This is a genomic window from Rhodococcus sp. KRD197 (assembly GCF_017168235.1).
In the GTDB taxonomy this organism is placed as follows: Bacteria; Actinomycetota; Actinomycetes; order Mycobacteriales; family Mycobacteriaceae; genus Rhodococcoides.
In genome coordinates, this window is the sequence record NZ_JABFAO010000015.1 from 173,084 (window position 1) to 190,834 (window position 17,751).

The window sequence follows — 17,751 nt, forward strand, 5'->3', positions numbered from 1 at the left end:
GTGCCCGAAGGCGATACCGTTTACCGCGCCGCGAACAGGCTTCGCGACGCACTCGAGGGCCGAGTGCTCACTGGTTGCGACATCCGAGTTCCACGTTATGCGACAGTCGATTTCACCGGTCGAACCGTCGGCTCGGTAGCTTCACGCGGCAAACACCTTCTCATTCGCGTGGGTGAATTCTCCATCCACAGCCACCTGAAGATGGAAGGCACCTGGCAGGTCTACGCTCCCGGCGCCCGATGGCGTCGGCCCGCTTTTCAGGCCCGAGCCATTCTCTCGACGGAACGCGCCATCGCGGTGGGCTTCGAATTGGGTGTGCTCGACATCGTCGAGAACGAGGACGAGGTGGTCGGCTATCTCGGTCCGGATCTGCTCGGCTCGGATTGGACTGCCGCAGGCGCCGTCGCCAATCTGCAATCGGACCCCGCGAGACCGATCGGGCTGGCGCTGCTCGATCAACGCAACCTCGCTGGGCTCGGCAACGTCTACCGAAACGAAATCTGCTTTCTCCGCGGCATCGATCCGAGGACACCGGTGGAGGATTGCGGCGATATCGGCAAGGTGGTCGACCTGGCGTTTCGCACCATCACGGCGAACAAGGATCGCAGTCAGCGGGTGACCACCGGCGACAGGCGGGCAGGTCGCCACTTCTGGGTGTACGGGCGCGAGAACAAGCCGTGTCGCCGCTGCGGGACCACGATCGAATTCGGGATGTTGGGCGACAATCCGCTCGAGGAACGGCAGATCTACTACTGCCCGTATTGCCAGCGGCAACCCAGCTGATTCACAGGGTCGGCACCGATCATCGAAAGCATGATCTTCTTGGCGATACTCACTCTGGCCGTGATGGCAGCGTCGGGGTCGGTGGCGGCCACAGCGCCTCGGACTCTGGTGCGAACCCGAGAACAACAGGACGAGCTGCATCGTAGAACCACACCGGCCCGACGCGAAGCGGTATCTCTGTCGGCCGTTCGGTAAATCTCGAGGCCAGGCAATCTATGCTCTGTTCGCATGGCACTGAATATTCGGCAGCTACTGCATCGTCCGCTGCGGTCTCGTAGCCATCCACTCGAACCGGACAACGCCGCGAGCCGAATCAGCGCGTATGTCTACGGAAACATCCTGGTCCTTGCCGCGCTCATTCCGTTGACATTCAGTGAGGAGCACACGTTCCAGGGCGTTGCAATCGTGCTCGGGACCGCGGTCTCGACCTTCATCGCGCACGCCTTCGCCGAAGGAGTCGGGCAGACAGTACGGACGGGCGTCAACCTTTCGCGCTCCGAACGGTTGAGCGAGCTACGCAACTCGGTACCCGTTCTCAGCGCCGCAGTGCTTCCGGCTGGTTTGTTGGCGATCGGCTGGTGGGGTCTCTTGGATCCACAGCTCGGTCAGATCCTCGCCGAGATCACCGTGATCGCCAGAATCGCGTCGACGAACTATGTGGTCGGTCGCCTCCGCGGCGAGAAACCCACCCGCGGAACATTTTTCGGATCACTAGTGCTCGCTGCCGCGGCCACCGTCATCGTTGCCGTCAAGATCGTTCTGACGCACTGACGTCGGCCACCGGCGTTGACGCCCCGCGGTCATAACTCGCGCACGGGCGGTGTCGCCACGCTCACCGGCTCGAGGATTTCCTGCCGCGCCTCCGGCGCGACCACCCGCAACGCGTCGGCCGATTCGTCGTCGGGCTGCATCTGCGACTTGATCTCTGCCTCCACGCGGGCATTGTAGGTTTCGACCTCGCGATCGACGGTCGCGGGATCCCAGCCGAGCACGGGTGCCACGAGCGCTGCGACCTGGCCTGCACAGTTGACGCCACGGTGGGTGTACTCGATGGAGATGCGGGTGCGCCGCGACAGAATGTCCTCCAGGTGCAGTGCGCCTTCTGCCGCAGCACCGTAGACGACCTCGACCTGTAGGTAACTCGGTGCGTCGGTGATCGGCTGGAGCAGTTCGGGTTTGTCTGCGGCAAGCTGGAGCACTTCGTCGATGAGTGAGCCGTAGCGGTCCAGAAGGTGCTTGACCCGGTACGGGTGCAGGCCGTATTTCGTGGCGAGGTGATGGGTCTGATTGACGAGAGCGAAGTAACCGTCAGCGCCGACAAGCGGCACCTTCTCTGTGATCGACGACGCGACGCGCGCCGGTATGTCCTCGGCCGCCAGGTCGACAGCGTCCTCGGCCATCACACGGTACGTGGTGTATTTGCCACCCGCGATAGCCACGAGTCCCGGCGCGACCCTGGCGACGGCGTGCTCGCGGGAAAGCTTCGAGGTCTCGTCGCTCTCTCCGGCGAGCAGTGGCCGCAGGCCTGCGTAGACACCGTCGATGTCCGCGTGTGTCAGAGGCGTGACCAGCACGGCGTTGACCTCGCCGAGGATGTAATCGATGTCGGCTTTCGTTGCAGCGGGGTGCGCAAGGTCCAGCTTCCAGTCCGTGTCGGTGGTGCCGATGATCCAGTGCGCACCCCACGGAATGATGAACAACACCGACTTCTCGGTACGCAGAATTATGGCCGCCTCGCTGACGATGCGGTCACGGGGTACGACGATGTGCACGCCCTTCGAGGCCCGCACGCGGAATCGTCCTCGCTGCGAGGACAGGGCCTGAACCTCGTCGGTCCACACACCGGTGGCGTTGATCACGACGTGGCCGCGCACCTCCGTCGTCGCGCCGTTCTCCGAATCACGAACACGCACACCGGAAACACGATCGGCCTCGCGAAGGAATCCCACCACCTGGGTGGAGGTACGAACTACAGCGCCGTAGTGGGCGGCGGTTCGCGCCACACTCATGGTGTGACGGGCATCGTCGACGATGGTGTCGTAGTAGCGGATTCCACCGATCAGGGACTTTCGCTTGATGCCCGGCGCCATGCGTAGCGCACCCGAGCGGGTCAAGTGCTTTTGAGCAGGAACGGATTTGGCGCCGCCCATGGAGTCGTAGAGGAAGATGCCCGCAGCGATGTACGGGCGCTCCCACACTCGATGCGTCAACGGAAAGAGGAACTTCAGCGGTTTGACCAGATGTGGCGCGAGTGTGGAGAGCGAGAGCTCGCGCTCGTGCAACGCTTCGCGAACCAAGCCGAACTCGAGCTGTTCGAGGTAGCGCAGTCCACCGTGGAACATCTTCGACGACCGGCTGGAGGTTCCCGAGGCGAAATCCCGGGCTTCGACGAGAGCCACCTTGAGACCACGCGTCGCCGCGTCGAGAGCTACGCCCGCACCGACGACACCGCCGCCGACCACGACCACGTCGAATTGCTCGGCCGAAAGCCTCTCCCACGCTGCCACGCGCGCCTGCGGACCCAGGAATGTGGTGTTCGATCGGTTGCTCAAGAGCTCACTCCCCATTCGGATCATTCGAAAGATCGTTCCTCGACGCTCGGTCAAGGCTACCGTTCGAGCGCGTGAGCCGCTCTCAACCGGCGAACCGCCTCCGCCAGAGCCGGGGTGGGCGAGCTTGCGAAGCACAGTCGCGCCGAGCTCGCGTGCAGTGCGTTGTCGGCAAACGCCCGTCCGGGGACGAAGGCGACACCGTGATCGAGCGCACGTGGGAGCAAGGCGGTGGTGTCCGTTCCGTCCCCGAACGCCATCCACACGAACATGCCACCGTCTGCGGACGACAGCTGTGCACGATCACCGAAGGCGTCGACGAGCTCGTGGCGAAGGGCGCGAGCACGGTTGCCGTATTCGGCTCGCACAGTGTTCAGATGCGCGTCGAGCCACACGGAATCGGCCAGCATCTGCGTCGCCATCTGTTGTGTCAGGGTCGATCCACAGAGGTCTGCGCCCTGCTTGAGCAGTTCGACGGCCTTGCACACCGGCTCGGGAGCGACCAGCCACCCCACCCGAAGTGCAGGCGCGAGAATCTTCGAAGCACTCGACAACCGGACGACGCGATCGGAGTACGAGGCGATCGGCGGGGGTGGCGGAGTGTCGAACCAGATCTCCCCGTACGGATCGTCTTCCAGGATCCAGAACCCGTACTGCTCGGCGAGCGATGCCAGATGGCGCCGTCGCGAAGTCGACATCGTCACCCCGCGGGGATTGTGGAAGTTGCTCACGGTGTGCACGAGGGTGGGCCGCAGTCCGGCGCTGAGGCGTCGGGCGAGTTCGTCGGTATCCATGCCGTCGGCGGTGATGGGGATTGGGCGGATGTCGGCGTCGGCGATCGAGAACACCTGCAGGGCTCCGGTATACGCGGGCTCGTCGACGACGACGATCGCACCCGGGTCCAGCAGCGCTTGCGCAACCAGTGTCAGCGCCTGTTGTGATCCGTGGGTGATCACCACTTCTGTTGCGGCGATCGTCCTTTGCAGCATTCGCGACTCACGCTGGGCGACGACAGCTCGCAGCGCGCGCCAGCCCGATGTCTCCCCGTACTGAACCGAGGACGATTGGGCGAGAACGTCCTCTGCTGCCCGTCGGATTCGTTGCACGGGAATGAGATCGGTATCCGGCAGACCACCGGCGAGGCTGATGACATCGTCACGAGCGGTGAGAGCGAGCAGGTCGCGGATGGCCGAGCTGCGGACCGAATCGAGGCGTCGCGCCAACGAAGGAACCGAGGTGTTCACAGCAATCTCCCAGTGCGTCGGGTTACGGATGAAGTGCAAACCCGAGGATCGACTGGGGCGGAAGCGGGCCGGATGGTGTTCGGCTCGTTCCACTATCGCATGAGCGTCCGAGATCTGGAACTACATTCTCACATCTCGAGAAACGGGCCGCGGTGCGCGGACCCGCGGTCAGTCGAGGTCGTCGTGACGCATGAGCTGACGCGCGGCCTCGGTGATGGACCCGGTGAGCGACGGGTACACCGAGAACGTGGCAGCGAGATCGTTGACCGAGAGATTGTTCTGCACTGCCATTGCAATCGGCAGGATCAACTCCGATGCCGTGGGCGCGACGACGACGCCGCCGATCACCACGCCGGTGGCGGGGCGGCAGAATATCTTGACGAATCCGCGCTTGAGCCCCGACATCTTGGCACGGGGGTTGGTGCTCAGCGGGAGCATCACGGTACGGGCCGGAACCTCGCCGCTGTCGATCGCCGACTGACTCACCCCGACCGACGCAATCTCCGGGCGCGTGAACACGGCCGAGGCGACAGTCTTGAGCTTGATCGGCGTCACCGCCTGGCCGAGCGCGTGGTACATCGCGATGCGTCCCTGCATCGCGGCCACCGATGCGAGCGGGAGCAGCCCGGTGATGTCACCGGCAGCATAGATTCCCTGAATCGGGGTGCGCGAGACCCGGTCGACCCGCAGGAAGCCGCCGCGGTCGAGTTCGATTCCGACGTTCTCCAACCCGAGTCCGGAGGTGTTGGGAACGGAACCGACGGTCATCAGTGCATGGCTGCCCTCGACGGTGCGGCCGTCGGACAGCTTGACGATCACACCGGTCTCGGTGCGCTCGACCGAGTCGGCACGAGCATGTTTGGCGAGAGTGACGCCGCGTTCGTTGAATGCGTCCTCGAGCACGAGCGCTGCATCCTCGTCCTCGTGCGGAAGGACACGATCGCGACTCGACACCGCAGTCACCTTCACGCCCATCTCGGTGTAGGCCGAGACGAACTCGGCGCCTGTCACACCGGACCCGACGACGATCAAGTGCTCCGGTAGCGCGTCCAGGTCGTAGAGCTGCCGCCAGTTCAGGATCCGCTCACCGTCCGGCTCCGCACCCTTGATGACGCGCGGGCTCGCGCCAGTGGCGATCAACACCACATCGGCGTCGAGAATGCGCTCGGAACCGTTGGCGAGTGTGGCGCGAATCCGATGGGCGGCCATGCCGAGCTGAGTATCGATCATCTCGCCTCGACCCGCGATGAGCTCGACGCCGACCGAACGCACCCGCGCGGCGATATCAGCGGACTGATCCTGCGCGAGACTCTTGACCCGCGCGTGAATCTGAGGGAGCGCAACGGCGGCCTGTGATGGATCGATTGCGATACCGAGGTCGTTGGCACGTCGCATCTCGGTTCGGATGCCGGTGGAGGCGATGAACGTCTTCGACGGCACGCAGTCCCACAGAACACAGGCACCGCCGATCCCATCCGAATCGACCAGAGTCACCGTTCCCCCGTGCTGCGCCGCCACCAGTGCCGCCTCGTATCCTGCGGGTCCGCCACCGATGATCACGATCCGGGTCATTGATCCTCTTTCGAATTCGAAGGGCATATCTGGGGCCTGCGAGCCCAACGCTATTCCAGTGACACGCGTCATGCACCGGTTAGGTTTGCTTCACCTGCTCTCGACCAGGGCGAACACCGCCGGTGCGGGTCGCACCGCGACCGCGAGCGGGTCGACGGTTTAGGCTGGCCGACGTGCCAATCTATGCCGCCTACGGATCGAACATGCATCCGGAGCAGATGTTGCAGCGTTGCCCGCACTCTCCCCTGTCCGGAACGGGATGGCTGCACGGGTGGCGCCTGACCTTCGGAGGCGGCGATATCGGATGGGAAGGCGCACTGGCAACGGTCGCTCCCGACCCGGACGGAAAAGTGTTCGTGGTCCTCTACGACGTATCCGTCGAGGACGAGCAGAGCCTGGATCGCTGGGAAGGCTCCGAGCTCGGAATTCACCGCAAGGTACGGCTGCGCGTCGAGACCGCGGACGGCCCGGTCCTCGCCTGGTTGTACGTGCTCGACGCCTACGAGGGCGGTCTGCCGTCCGCCCGCTACCTCGGTGTGATGGCAGAGGCCGCGGAGATCGCCGGCGCACCGGCCGAATACGTTCGTGGGCTGCGCACCCGCAACAGCCGCAACGTAGGCCCCGGCACCAGCTAGGTCCCGGCACTGCCCGGTAGGGGTGGTCAGTGCGGGTCGAGCGCGATGCTCGTCATCACTTTGACGCCGACAGCGAGCGCGCGTTCGTCGAGATCGAACGTCGACTGGTGAATGTCCAGTTGGGGGCCGGTCCCCGACCAGACGCCCAGCCGAGCCATCGCTCCGGGGATGTTCTCGAGGTACCACGAGAAGTCCTCGCCACCGCCGGACTGCGCGGTATCGGCCAGCGCGGCGGGCCCGACGCGTCGGATGGCGTTCTCGAACGTACGGGTCACCGCCTCGTCGTTGACCACCGGCGGCACACCGCGACGGTAGTGCAGCTCGAATCGCACGCCTGTGGGGGCGAGCAGGCCGGTGACGATCTCCCCCACCATCGGCTCGAGCAGCGCCCAAGTTTCGTGGTCACCGGTTCGGACGGTGCCCGTGAGCATTCCTGTCTGCGGTATCGCATTGGGCGCTTGCCCTGCAACCACCGCGCCCCACACCATCACGGTGCTGGTGCGTGGATCGATCCGGCGACTGAGCATGCCCGGTAGCCCGGTGATGACGGTGCCGAGCGCATAGACAAGATCCGTCGTCAGATGCGGACGCGAGGTGTGCCCGCCGGGCGAGTCGAGACGCAGTTCGACGGTGTCCGCTGCCGAGGTGATGGGTCCGACACGAACGCCGACCTTGCCCACCTCGAGTCGAGGATCGCAGTGCAGCGCGAAGATTTTCGTCACACCGTCGAGGGCGCCGGAGGCGACCACGTCCAGAGCGCCTCCAGGCATCACCTCTTCCGCGGGCTGGAAGATCAGCCGCACTCCGAAGGGCAGATGAGGCAACGATGCCAGTGCGAGCGCCGTGCCCAGCAGGACCGTGGTGTGGGCGTCGTGCCCACACGCGTGCGAGACGCCGGGCACTGTCGAACTGTAGGCCGCGCCGGTGAATTCCTGCAGTGGAAGAGCATCCATATCGGCACGCAGGGCCACACGGGGGCCGCTCGGGCCGATATCGCAGATCAGTCCCGTTCCGCCCGGAAGCAACTTCGGCACCAAGCCTGCGGCTTCGAGCTGCTCGACGACGAACGCAGTGGTCGCGAATTCCTGACGAGCAAGCTCGGGGTGAGCATGGATGTGTCGACGCCACTGCGAGAGCAGATCGGTGTGAGCCACGATCCACCTGTCGACGAGGGCGAAACTGTCGGTCACCTCGCGGCCCGCGTTATCGGTCATCGTGCGGCCCGCGCTTCGACACCACTGAGGAGGCGTTGCCTGACCTCGACGTCCACGGCAGCAGCTACCGTAGTTCGCGCCAGCAGTATTGCGCCGTCGACGAGGGCGCGATCAGCTGATTCGGTGATGCACGCGGCCGCGAACTCGGGCTGATGCGTGACGGATCCGGCCGAGTCGAGGCCGATGACCGGGTGTATCCCCGGCAGTACGTTGGTCACGTTTCCCATGTCTGTGCTGCCCAGCGGGCGAAATCCTTCCAACTCGGGTGGCATCGGTGTGCGTCCGATCTTCTCGGCCTGGCGGCGGAATTCGGAGACGAGCCACCCGTCTGGCGTCAGTTCGGTGTATGTCGGCGAGACGGTGCGAATCTCGTGTGTACATCCGGTGGCGACGGCGCCGGCCTCGAAGCAGGCGTAGGCCTTGGCCGTCAGGGCTGCAAGCGATTCCGAGGACTGCGCGCGGAGGTAGTAGAGAAGTTCGGAGCGGCCGGGCACGATGTTGGGGGCCAGGCCCCCTTCGCTGACGATGCCGTGCAGTTGCTGACCGGGTGCCAGATGTTGGCGGAGCAGTCCGATCGCCACCTGACTGACGGTCACGGCATCGGCTGCGTTGATGCCCCATTCGGGTGCCGCCGAGGCATGCGCCGCTCGACCGGTGAACGCCACCGCGATATCCGAGAGCGCCAACGAGGTAGCGCCGATGATGTCGAACGGTCCGGGATGGACCATCATTGCCGCGGCGACGCCGTCGAACACACCGCGTTCGAGCATCAGCACCTTGCCCCCACCGCTCTCCTCGGCCGGGGTTCCGATAACTCGAACGGTGATGCCCAGCCGGTCGGCAAGCGGCGCGAGTGCAATCGCGGCGCCCGCAGCCGACGCGGCGATGATGTTGTGGCCACAGGCGTGGCCGATCTCGGGCAGAGCGTCGTACTCGGCACAGATACCGACCGTCAGCTCACCGCTGCCGTAGGTCGCGGTGAAGGCGGTAGGGATGTCCGCGACACCGGATTCGACCTCGAAGCCGTGTGCGGTGAGCAGATCGCGCACCTTGGCGGCACTTCGATGCTCTTCGAATGCCAACTCGGGCTCGGAATGAATCGAATGCGAGAGCTCGATCAGCTCTGGTGCGGCACTGCGCACTCCTGCTTCGCTCTCATCGATCACCGGCCCAGTCTGTCACTACTCGCTTCCGAAGCTGAAGTTGCTCTCGCCGGTAGGAGTGTCGAGCGCATCGAGTACATCGGCGTGAATGCCGCGCTTGATTCCCGCCAGGTTCTTCCCGCGGGTGCTCGTCAACGCCGCGGCACGCTCGATAGCCGATGGGAGGAGCTGATCAGCCTCGACGGCGGTGTCGGCGATTCCGGCCGCAACCGCGTCGGAACCTCCGAAGCGCCGACCGGTCGTCATTGCCTCGACCGCGGTCTGCCTGGGCAATCTACTGGTGACCAGGGCCGACATGCCCACGGTGAAAGGCATGTTCAGATTGACCTCGGGAAGGCAGTAGAAACCCCGGTCGACTCGGACGGTACGGAAGTCGTGTGCTGTGGCGAGCATTGCGCCTGCGCCGAAAGCGTGACCTTGAACGGCTGCGATCGTGGCCATGGGGAACGCGAGCAACCGGGTGTACACCGTGTGGACCCGGTCGAGATAGCCGGTGATCTTGTCGAGATTGGCGAAGAGCCAGTCGGTGTCCAAACCGTTGCTGTAGAACTTGCCGGTCGCAGTGGTGACCAGGGCAGCCGGGCCTTCGACTGCTTCGACCTCGTCGAGAAGTGCGTGTACTGCGTCGATCCAGTCCGGATGAAACCGGTTCTCGTTGTTCTCGGGACCGTCCTTGTCGCCGAGGTAGAGAACGTGGACATCACCGCTGCGTTCGAGATATGGCATGAGCGGATACTACCCGGCGGTAACTTGCCGGGTCTCGTGGTTACCCTCGAGGACGTTGAGCCTGAACCTGCACGCCGGCTGAGCCCAACGCGGTGGCCAGGTCGTCCAGGGTCGCGACGCCATGCAGCCAGGACGGTCGGACCAGTTCGAGTCGACGACGCAGTATCGCCCCGACGGACCAGGCCGCAACCACTGCTGTCGCGTAGGACTGCGTGCGTCCCGTCGCCCAGACAGAGCGATCGTCGTCGGCACGAGCAACGATCGCCCAACGATCGCCGCCGCGCATCGACGTGGGTGATAGCTTCGCAGCCCACGGCGCGTAGGTAAGCGCCGCGAGTCCCACCGTCATCATCCGCGAATCCAGCCTCAGATATGTTCTGACGGGAATCCCGAGTTCGTCGGTCAATCGATGCTGGTCAGCGAAATCCGCTCGTAGACATGCCCATCGACGGTATCCGGACTCCGGCGGGAACGGTATCGACTTGCTCGCAGTGAAGTTCTTGACCGAACTGCCGTCGGGGTCGACGAACCGGCGCCCGAGCAGGCCGTACGTCCACTCGGTTGCCGCCGCGCCGTGCTTTTCGCCGGCACCGAGCCCGACGGCCATGTCGATGGAGTTGGTCGTGGGGGTGAAGATTTCGCGGGCCAGAATGCCCGAGAGACCGGGCGCAATGCCGACGCCGAGGAGAATCGCACCGTCGAGCGCTTCGAGAGCTCGCGCGTAGGCGCTGGTGGCCGAGATTTCGACGAATGGAACCGAGGCCGATGCGGCGATCTCGGCCAATCTCGGGTCCTCGGCCCCCGAGGCGTTGACGACGCAGCTTGCCCCTGCCAAAGCCTGCGTGAACGCATCGTGGTTCGCGAGGTCGAGCCGCACATCGGCGCGCGCGGGGTCGCGGCCCACTGCAGCAGCCTCCCATCCGTCCGAACGCAGCAGATCGACGATGCGCCCGCCGACAGCACCGTAACCACCGAGAACCAGAACAGACATGACACGCCTCCCGTTGAAGTAGAACACTAGAGTCTCACTCTAGAGCTAAACTAGACAACGTGGTGAACCGAAACGAAACGAGCGCGCGAAACAAGATCCTGACCGCAGCGCACAACCTATTCGTCACATCCGGATACGGATCGACAACGATCAAGCACATCGCCGGCGAAGCCGGGGTCGCAGTGCAAACCGTCTACTTCGTCTTCGGGAACAAGCGCGCCATGCTCGAAGCTTTGCTCGATGTGACCATCGCGGGCGATGAGCTCGCCATCCCCACCCTCGAGCGCACCTGGGTCGCCGATGCCAGGGCCGCCGAGGATCCGATGGAGCATCTGAGAATTCACGTTCATGCGGCACGGCTGATCTCCGAACGCGTCGCGAGAATTCTGTTGGTCGTGCGCGCGGGCGCCGACGCCGATCCTGAAGTGGCCGAGTTGTGGCGAACCAATGTCGAGCAGCGCGTGACGGTGCTTCGATCCCTGATGAGTTCACTCGCGGAAAAGGTAGCCGGAATGGATGTCGATACCTGCGTCGACGTCGGGCTCGCTTTGCTCAGCCCGGAGTTGTACACGCTTTTGGTTCACGATCGAGACTGGAGTCCGGAAAAGTACGAGGCATGGGTAGTCGAAGGTCTCGCGGCGTCAGCCCGGTGTAGTTGAACCACGTTCGGTCGGCAACCGACGCATACGTCGGAGGCATCTCCTACTGTTGCGTGCGTGGGAACAACAGACGCCGCGCAACCGACCGACCCGACCACCGACCCAGCCGGGGCCGCCGCAGCTGCTGCTGCCGCCATCGCCGAGGCGACAGGAGTCGCCCAGCATTCCGTCGCAATCGTCCTCGGCTCGGGTTGGCAAGCGGCCGCAGACCGATTCGGTGAACCCACCGCAACGATCCGCATGGCCGACCTCCCCGGTTTCGCGCCACCATCGGCCTCGGGACACTCGGGAACGATCACCTCGGTGAACGTCGACGGCACCCACACACTGCTACTGCAGGGCCGCACTCACGCATACGAGGGGCACGAACTGCGAAGAGTCGTGCACCCCGTTCGCACGGCCATCGCGGCGGGCGCGGGCACGATCGTCCTCACCAACGCCGCCGGCGGAATCCGCGACGGCATGGCCGTCGGCCAGCCCGTTCTCATCGCGGACCATCTCAACCTGACCGCGAGGTCGCCGCTGATCGGTGCCGAGTTCGTCGATCTGGTCGACGCGTACTCCACGGAACTGCGTGATCTGGCCCGCAGCATCGACCCGTCGCTCGAAGAAGGCGTGTACGCCGGGCTGCCCGGGCCCCACTACGAAACACCCGCCGAGATTCGTATGCTCCGCATCATCGGCGCGGATCTGGTCGGAATGTCGACCGTGCACGAAACCATCGCCGCCCGAGCCCTGGGGGCACGCGTACTGGGAGTGTCACTGGTGACCAACCTCGCCGCCGGAATGACCGGGGAACACCTCGACCACAAAGAGGTACTCGAAGCAGGAAAGGCGTCGGCTGCCCGGATGGGTGAACTGCTGCACCAGCTGGTATCGAAGCTGTGACGCGCACGCTCGCCCAGCAGGTTGCCGATTGGATCGAGGGCGATCCGGACCCTGCCACCCGCGAGGAACTCGCCGAGTTGCCCGAAGCGGAAGTGGCGGAGCGCTTTCGAGCACCGCTGAGTTTCGGCACGGCAGGACTGCGCGGAGAGGTGCGGGCTGGACCGAACGGTATGAACGTCGCCGTCGTCGTACGAACCTCGGCCGGAATCGGCACGTGGCTGCAGAAGGGCGGACTGGGCGGGTCCACGGTCGTGGTCGGCAGAGATGCACGACACGGATCCGACACGTTCGCCACCGCAGCTGCCGAAGTTCTGGCCGCGCAAGGATTCACAGTTGTCCTGCTCCCCCGACCGTTGCCGACGCCCGTTCTCGCCTTCGCCGTCCGCGCATTGGATGCCGAGCTGGGTGTCCAGATCACTGCCTCGCACAACCCTGCCGCGGACAACGGATACAAGGTGTATCTCCGGGGCGGCGCGCAGTTGATTCCGCCCGCGGATACCGAAATCGAAGCCGACATTGCACAGGTTGGGCCGGCATCCGCGCTCGCTCGGGCGCTGGTGACACCGAGCGGTTCCGACATCACCGCCCGCTACCTCGACACACTTCCGCGCCTCGCCCGCTCGCCCCACCGCGGCATCCGTATTGCACTGACACCACTGCACGGTGTCGGCGGCGAACTTGCGCTCACCGCTCTACGCGGGGTCGGTTTCAAAGATGTGCACTGCGTGGCAAGCCAATTCGAACCGGACCCCGAGTTTCCCACCGTCGCGTTCCCCAATCCCGAGGAACCCGGCGCGGCAGACGCCCTGCTGACGTTGGCCGATGAGGTCGACGCCGACCTGGCGATCGCGCTCGATCCCGATGCCGACCGGTGCGCCATCGGTGTACCCACCTCTACCGGTTGGACGATGCTCAGCGGAGACGACACCGGCGCACTCCTCGCGAACCACCTTCTGCAGTCGGCGCCGCCGGACTCCCTGGTGGCCAACACCATCGTCTCCTCGCAGCTGCTCTCGGCATTGGCTCCTGCCCGAGGCGCGCGTTACGCCCGAACGCTCACCGGTTTCAAGTGGCTCGTCCGCGCCGGTACAGGCTTGGTGTACGCCTACGAGGAGGCAATCGGCCACTGCGTCGACCCGACGTCGGTGAACGACAAGGACGGCATCTCGGCCGCCGTTGTCCTGGCCGACCTGGTCGCCTCGTTGAAGCACGAGAACCGAACGCTACTGGACGTCCTCGACGACCTGCACGTCGAATTCGGGGTGCATGCAGGAGCCCAGGTCTCGGCCAGGGTCGACGACCTGTCCGATATCGCGTCGATGATGAAGCGCCTGCGCAGCGCGCCTCCTACGGAACTCGCGGGTCGTGCGGTGACCGTGAACGATCTGCTCGCCGAACACGGGCCGTTGCGCACCGATGCCGTCGAAATCTCCGGGGACGGTGTCCGCGTCATCGTGCGACCGTCCGGCACCGAGCCGAAAGTGAAGGCCTACCTCGAGGCTGTGGTTCCCGTCGAGAACAGGGAAGCGCTGGCTGCAGCTCGGACGAGTGCGGCTGCACTCCTCGACGACCTGAGGCAGTTCGCGCAGCGTCTGACCCGGCCGCGCTAGAACAGAGCCGACTGCACTGCGGGCAACTGCGAGGTGTAGTCACCGAACCGCACCCGCCGGCCCTTCAGCTCGTGCAGATCGACGACATACGACTCGTTCGCGACCTCGACCACCGCTGCCTGCCCGATGCACGCGTCGACGGTGAAGCCGTGGCGGCCGGTGTGGATGTCGCTCGGGTACTTCAGCCGGTTTCCCGATGCGAGGTCGCGAAAGCCTGCCACCTGCCATGATTCGTCGACGGTCCGGTAGGTGGTTTCGTCGGCGGATGGCGCAATCATCTCTCGCACGCGGTCGGCCAGCGATGCGGTGGCGTCATCGAGTCGGGCTGTGTCGATGGGGAGTGCGAGCGCGGCGGCCTTCGCGGACGAGCGCACGGCTTGGCGCACCTGCAGGTGCTCGGTCACCCTGTCTTCCAACACGCGCACGACCTTGCCGTCGACGGCGCGCGCTACGTATTGCGCGCAGATCGCGCCCTGTTCGGCGAGCCTGCCCCACTTGCGGGTCTCGGCTGCGGTGCCGACCTTGTGCACTCCGCTGGCGAAGGTCGCAATGTAGAGCCAGTGCGGCTGCATGACGTGCGAATGGAGATCACGGGAGACGAAACCCCCGCGGTGGATGGTGTGCACGAACCGAAAAGGGTCCTTGGACTCGCACGCCTCGCACTGCGATCCGGCCTCGACCGGCAGCTGACCGGGACACGGGACGTATTCGGAGCCGTGGTCGTCCCGAAACGCGACGCGGCCGGTGCACCATCGCTGCGGCCCCAACGCTTCGAAGCCCAGCCGTGCCCCGCGGAGCGAGGTTTGATCGACCTGCCGAGTATCGACATCGAGCACACGCAGCCGGGGATCGCCCTCGGTGGCCGGCCACGTGACCCCGAGGACGAGTGAGATGCTCAGCGCGGACCGAACTGTCGGTCACCGGCGTCGCCGAGGCCGGGCACGATGAACGCATCGTCGTTGAGTCCGTCGTCGATGCTCGCTGTCACCAGACGTACCGGCAGCCCCGAGGCTTCGAGAGCTGCAACACCCTCGGGTGCGGCCACGACGCAGATGGCGGTGACATCGGCTGCGCCGCGTTCGACCAACAACTCGATGGTGTGCACCATCGACCCACCGGTCGCGAGCATCGGATCCAACACGTAGACCGGCGTGCCGGACAGATCGTCGGGCAACGACTCCATGTACGGAACCGGCTGGTGCGTGTCCTCGTCGCGGGCCATGCCGACGAATCCGACGCGAGACTGGGGAATGAGCCCACTCGCCTTCTCGACCATGCCGAGGCCGGCTCGCAACACGGGCACCAGTAGTGGCGGACGGGCAAGCCGGGTGCCCTGCGTGACGGCCACCGGCGTGGTGACGTCGAAGACGTCGACCGGGGCGTCCCGAGTGGCTTCGTAGACCAGCATGTGGGTGAGTTGGCGCAGTGCGGACCGAAATGTTGCGTTGTCGCTGCGCTCGTCGCGCATCGTCGTCAACAGGGCTGCGGCCAGTGGGTGTTCGACCACGTGAGTTTCCATGCGAGAAGGATAATTGCCGGGAACCGATCGGCCGTCACGTGCGTCAGATGTTTGTGTAGGACCTTTCGTGCTTGTTGATCGATCGTGGAGGACATCGATGGCAGAGGTAGCGGCAGCATCGGCCGGACTGCAGGCGTACTCGTCGACCGCGGCGGCGATGGCGGCGGAGATGGGCGCGGCGGCCGCAGCCACGACCGCGTGCGGACCGGCGGTACTGGCGCCCGTGTTCGGTGTCATCGGCACCGAGTTTCTGGCCGCCTTCACCGGAGCACACGTCACGCATGCGGCGGCCATCGGCCGGCTATCGGAGGTGGTGGCCAGCATCGGGGTCGCGGTGGCGTCCTCGGCGCACGAGTACGAGGCCACCGATGCTCAGACCGCAGCGAGCCTCACGTGATCGATCTGCTGGCCAAACCCATCACCGACCTGCTCGGCGCGTTCGGTTCGGGAGTCGTACCCGTTGGCGGTCCCGCCGATGTCCTTCGCACCACGTCCATCGCTCTGGAATCACTGCAGCGTGTCGGCGGCGCTGCCGTCTCGGAACTCGCTGCCACGTGGAGCGGACGCGCTGCGGAGCAGGCGATCGGCCACGCCGAGCAAGCTCACACGAGCGCAATCGGTTTGGCCGATCACGGCAGCGACATGGCCGCTGTCGTCGACCGTGCCTGCGAAAAAGTGTATGCGGGTCTGGTGGAGCTGCAGGCGATCGCGCAGTCCTTCATCTCCATCGCCACCGCGGCAGCACCGATGATCTTCACTCCGCCCGGTCAGTCGATGCTCATCGCGGCTGCCATCGAACATCTGCAACGAGCGCTCGCAGTCGTGGCTCGCGTGCGTGCCGAGCTTGCCGGGCACACGGGCGAGATCGGCGCGCTCAGCGCTGCGCCTCCGATTCCGGAGCCCGCCGGCACGGCACCGTCGACAGTCCCCGCTTCTGCAGTACCGACGGCGGCGCCGGGGAGCGACCCGGGTAGCCAGTTCGGGCAGAACTTTCTTCGCACGGTGTCCTCGTCCGCATCCTCGGTGCTTCCGGACACGTCGTCTCTCCCGACCGGTCAGAGTGCGGCGTCCGGTGGCGGCAACGGAGTACTGCAGAACGGTGCGTCGATGTTCGCCGGCGCCCCGCAACGTTCGTCGGCCGAAGTCGCGCCCTCCGGCCGCGGCGTACAGGTCGCCCTACCCGACGGCACTGTCGCGATCGCGCCCAACGAACAGGCCGCGGGCGCGGTCCGTAGTGCACTCACCCAGCAGGGCACCCCGTACGTGTGGGGCGGCAATGCGCCCGGCCGAGGCTTGGACTGCAGCGGACTGACGCAGTGGGCGTACGGCGAGCAGGGCGTCGACCTTCCACGTTTGGCGCAGGAGCAGAACGTGGGCACATCGGTCGGCCCCGAGGATCTGATGCCGGGCGACCTTGCGGTGTGGGACGGTCACGTGGCCATGGTCATCGGGAACGGCCAGCTCGTCGAGGCCGGAGACCCCGTGCAGGTGGGCGAGATCCGCACCACGAACAGCGGAATGGCCTTCAAGGGCTTCTACAGGCCCACCGCATGACCGAGATTCAAGCGTGGGCGGCCTCACGCACCGACTCCGTTCGCGTGCACGCCGGCGAATCGGGATTGCCGGTCTCGATCCAGATCGATCCCGGTGAACTGCGTTACAGCGGAGAGGAATTGGCGCGTACCATCCTGGATCTGTGCGGGCGCGCAACCTCGGCGGCCCGAGCCGAACGACGCACCCGACTCGAACAAGACGGGATGGATCCGGATGTCCTCGACAGACTGGGTCTGCCCACCGCAGCAGCCGTCGCCGAGGCCGAGAACGAACGGCTCGACAACGAGACCGGACGCACAGGCTGGATGAACTCCCTATGAACAGTGTCCTGAAATGAACAACGCCCTCGACGACCTAGTGACCCGCGCCGACCGTGCGCTCGGCGCCATGCACGACGCATCAGAGAAGCTCACGGACCTCCGACTCACCCGGCGATCGAGCAACGGACTCGTGGTGGTGACGGTCGACGGTGCCGGCGCTCTGATCGGGCTCGAGCTAGCGTCCGACCTGTCTCGAACCTCGGCTGCAGAGCTCGGCGCAACCATCGTCACCACCGCATCGGAGGCGGCGCAGGAGGCTCTCGAACAACGAGCGTCCGTCCTGATGCGGATGCAGAGTTCACTCTCGGAGACCTGAGATAGGCT

General features: G+C 65.4%; 20 protein-coding genes. 11 read left to right on the forward strand and 9 right to left on the reverse strand.

Annotated elements, in window-relative coordinates:
* Nucleotides 1-783: an Fpg/Nei family DNA glycosylase gene (locus tag J1M86_RS21625; protein ID WP_206511309.1), complete on the forward strand. Its 783-nt coding sequence runs from the start codon at nucleotides 1-3 to the stop codon at nucleotides 781-783.
* 228 nt (nucleotides 784-1,011) lie between these two features.
* Complete coding sequence (locus J1M86_RS21630) at nucleotides 1,012-1,554, forward strand: hypothetical protein (protein ID WP_075840779.1); 543 nt, start codon at nucleotides 1,012-1,014, stop codon at nucleotides 1,552-1,554.
* A 29-nt stretch (nucleotides 1,555-1,583) separates the two neighbouring features.
* On the opposite strand, the gene glpD is transcribed toward J1M86_RS21630, so the two are convergent.
* The 3 genes from glpD to J1M86_RS21645 all read right to left on the reverse strand — a co-directional run bounded on the left by glpD (nucleotide 1,584) and on the right by J1M86_RS21645 (nucleotide 6,148).
* Nucleotides 1,584-3,350, reverse strand: coding sequence for a glycerol-3-phosphate dehydrogenase (glpD, locus tag J1M86_RS21635; RefSeq protein WP_206511310.1), 1,767 nt, complete (start codon nucleotides 3,348-3,350; stop codon nucleotides 1,584-1,586).
* 41 nt (nucleotides 3,351-3,391) lie between these two features.
* Nucleotides 3,392-4,576 (reverse strand): PLP-dependent aminotransferase family protein, encoded by a 1,185-nt coding sequence (locus J1M86_RS21640; protein WP_206511311.1) that lies wholly within the window; start codon nucleotides 4,574-4,576, stop codon nucleotides 3,392-3,394.
* A 168-nt stretch (nucleotides 4,577-4,744) separates the two neighbouring features.
* Entirely contained in the window at nucleotides 4,745-6,148 is a 1,404-nt protein-coding gene (locus J1M86_RS21645; protein ID WP_206511312.1) for an NAD(P)H-quinone dehydrogenase, read from the reverse strand.
* 173 nt (nucleotides 6,149-6,321) lie between these two features.
* Here J1M86_RS21645 and J1M86_RS21650 point away from each other — a divergent pair, with 173 nt between their 5' ends.
* The gene (locus J1M86_RS21650; RefSeq protein ID WP_075840778.1) at nucleotides 6,322-6,783 is read left to right on the forward strand and encodes a gamma-glutamylcyclotransferase; all 462 of its coding nucleotides are present in this window, start codon (nucleotides 6,322-6,324) and stop codon (nucleotides 6,781-6,783) included.
* 26 nt (nucleotides 6,784-6,809) lie between these two features.
* Here the strand turns inward: J1M86_RS21650 and J1M86_RS21655 are convergent, their stop codons facing one another.
* From J1M86_RS21655 to J1M86_RS21670, 4 genes are read right to left on the reverse strand one after another with little or no spacing between them, the layout of a single operon-like run.
* Nucleotides 6,810-7,997, reverse strand: coding sequence for a M20 family metallopeptidase (locus J1M86_RS21655; protein ID WP_206511313.1), 1,188 nt, complete (start codon nucleotides 7,995-7,997; stop codon nucleotides 6,810-6,812).
* On the reverse strand, nucleotides 7,994-9,163 hold the full coding sequence (locus J1M86_RS21660; protein ID WP_075840777.1) for a M20 family metallopeptidase: 1,170 nt from the start codon (nucleotides 9,161-9,163) through the stop codon (nucleotides 7,994-7,996). The genes J1M86_RS21655 and J1M86_RS21660 overlap by 4 nt, the downstream gene beginning before the upstream one ends.
* Before the next feature lie 15 nt (nucleotides 9,164-9,178).
* Complete coding sequence (locus J1M86_RS21665; protein WP_206511314.1) at nucleotides 9,179-9,886, reverse strand: enoyl-CoA hydratase/isomerase family protein; 708 nt, start codon at nucleotides 9,884-9,886, stop codon at nucleotides 9,179-9,181.
* A 40-nt stretch (nucleotides 9,887-9,926) separates the two neighbouring features.
* A complete protein-coding gene (locus J1M86_RS21670) occupies nucleotides 9,927-10,877 on the reverse strand; it encodes an NAD-dependent epimerase/dehydratase family protein (RefSeq protein ID WP_206511315.1) in 951 nt (316 codons plus the stop codon).
* A 59-nt stretch (nucleotides 10,878-10,936) separates the two neighbouring features.
* On the opposite strand from J1M86_RS21670, the gene J1M86_RS21675 reads away from it, so the two are divergent.
* Genes J1M86_RS21675 through J1M86_RS21685 form a run of 3 tightly spaced genes read left to right on the forward strand, consistent with a single transcriptional unit; the run spans nucleotide 10,937 to nucleotide 14,034 of the window.
* The gene (locus tag J1M86_RS21675; protein WP_206511316.1) at nucleotides 10,937-11,536 is read left to right on the forward strand and encodes a TetR/AcrR family transcriptional regulator; all 600 of its coding nucleotides are present in this window, start codon (nucleotides 10,937-10,939) and stop codon (nucleotides 11,534-11,536) included.
* 57 nt (nucleotides 11,537-11,593) lie between these two features.
* Complete coding sequence (locus J1M86_RS21680) at nucleotides 11,594-12,424, forward strand: purine-nucleoside phosphorylase (RefSeq protein WP_206511317.1); 831 nt, start codon at nucleotides 11,594-11,596, stop codon at nucleotides 12,422-12,424.
* Nucleotides 12,421-14,034, forward strand: coding sequence for a phospho-sugar mutase (locus J1M86_RS21685; RefSeq protein ID WP_206511318.1), 1,614 nt, complete (start codon nucleotides 12,421-12,423; stop codon nucleotides 14,032-14,034). Before J1M86_RS21680 ends, J1M86_RS21685 begins: the two co-directional genes overlap by 4 nt.
* On the opposite strand, the gene J1M86_RS21690 is transcribed toward J1M86_RS21685, so the two are convergent.
* Entirely contained in the window at nucleotides 14,031-14,660 is a 630-nt protein-coding gene (locus J1M86_RS21690) for a DUF2797 domain-containing protein (protein WP_206511319.1), read from the reverse strand. The two genes, J1M86_RS21685 and J1M86_RS21690, sit on opposite strands and share 4 nt — an antisense overlap.
* Here J1M86_RS21690 and J1M86_RS26920 point away from each other — a divergent pair.
* The gene (locus J1M86_RS26920; RefSeq protein WP_206511320.1) at nucleotides 14,655-14,924 is read left to right on the forward strand and encodes a hypothetical protein; all 270 of its coding nucleotides are present in this window, start codon (nucleotides 14,655-14,657) and stop codon (nucleotides 14,922-14,924) included. The two genes, J1M86_RS21690 and J1M86_RS26920, sit on opposite strands and share 6 nt — an antisense overlap.
* A gap of 5 nt (nucleotides 14,925-14,929) precedes the next feature.
* Here the strand turns inward: J1M86_RS26920 and upp are convergent, their stop codons facing one another.
* Nucleotides 14,930-15,553 carry a uracil phosphoribosyltransferase gene (gene upp / locus J1M86_RS21700; RefSeq protein WP_206511321.1) on the reverse strand — a complete coding sequence of 208 codons (624 nt, stop codon included), beginning with the start codon at nucleotides 15,551-15,553 and terminating at the stop codon, nucleotides 14,930-14,932.
* A gap of 97 nt (nucleotides 15,554-15,650) precedes the next feature.
* On the opposite strand from upp, the gene J1M86_RS21705 reads away from it, so the two are divergent.
* The 4 genes from J1M86_RS21705 to J1M86_RS21720 are packed head-to-tail and all read left to right on the forward strand — an operon-like array spanning nucleotide 15,651 to nucleotide 17,743.
* Nucleotides 15,651-15,950 carry a type VII secretion target gene (locus tag J1M86_RS21705; protein WP_075840771.1) on the forward strand — a complete coding sequence of 100 codons (300 nt, stop codon included), beginning with the start codon at nucleotides 15,651-15,653 and terminating at the stop codon, nucleotides 15,948-15,950.
* Complete coding sequence (locus J1M86_RS21710; protein WP_206511322.1) at nucleotides 15,947-17,107, forward strand: C40 family peptidase; 1,161 nt, start codon at nucleotides 15,947-15,949, stop codon at nucleotides 17,105-17,107. Before J1M86_RS21705 ends, J1M86_RS21710 begins: the two co-directional genes overlap by 4 nt.
* A complete protein-coding gene (locus J1M86_RS21715; RefSeq protein WP_206511323.1) occupies nucleotides 17,104-17,427 on the forward strand; it encodes a hypothetical protein in 324 nt (107 codons plus the stop codon). Before J1M86_RS21710 ends, J1M86_RS21715 begins: the two co-directional genes overlap by 4 nt.
* A gap of 13 nt (nucleotides 17,428-17,440) precedes the next feature.
* The gene (locus tag J1M86_RS21720; RefSeq protein ID WP_206511324.1) at nucleotides 17,441-17,743 is read left to right on the forward strand and encodes a YbaB/EbfC family nucleoid-associated protein; all 303 of its coding nucleotides are present in this window, start codon (nucleotides 17,441-17,443) and stop codon (nucleotides 17,741-17,743) included.
* Nucleotides 17,744-17,751: the final 8 nt, after the last annotated feature.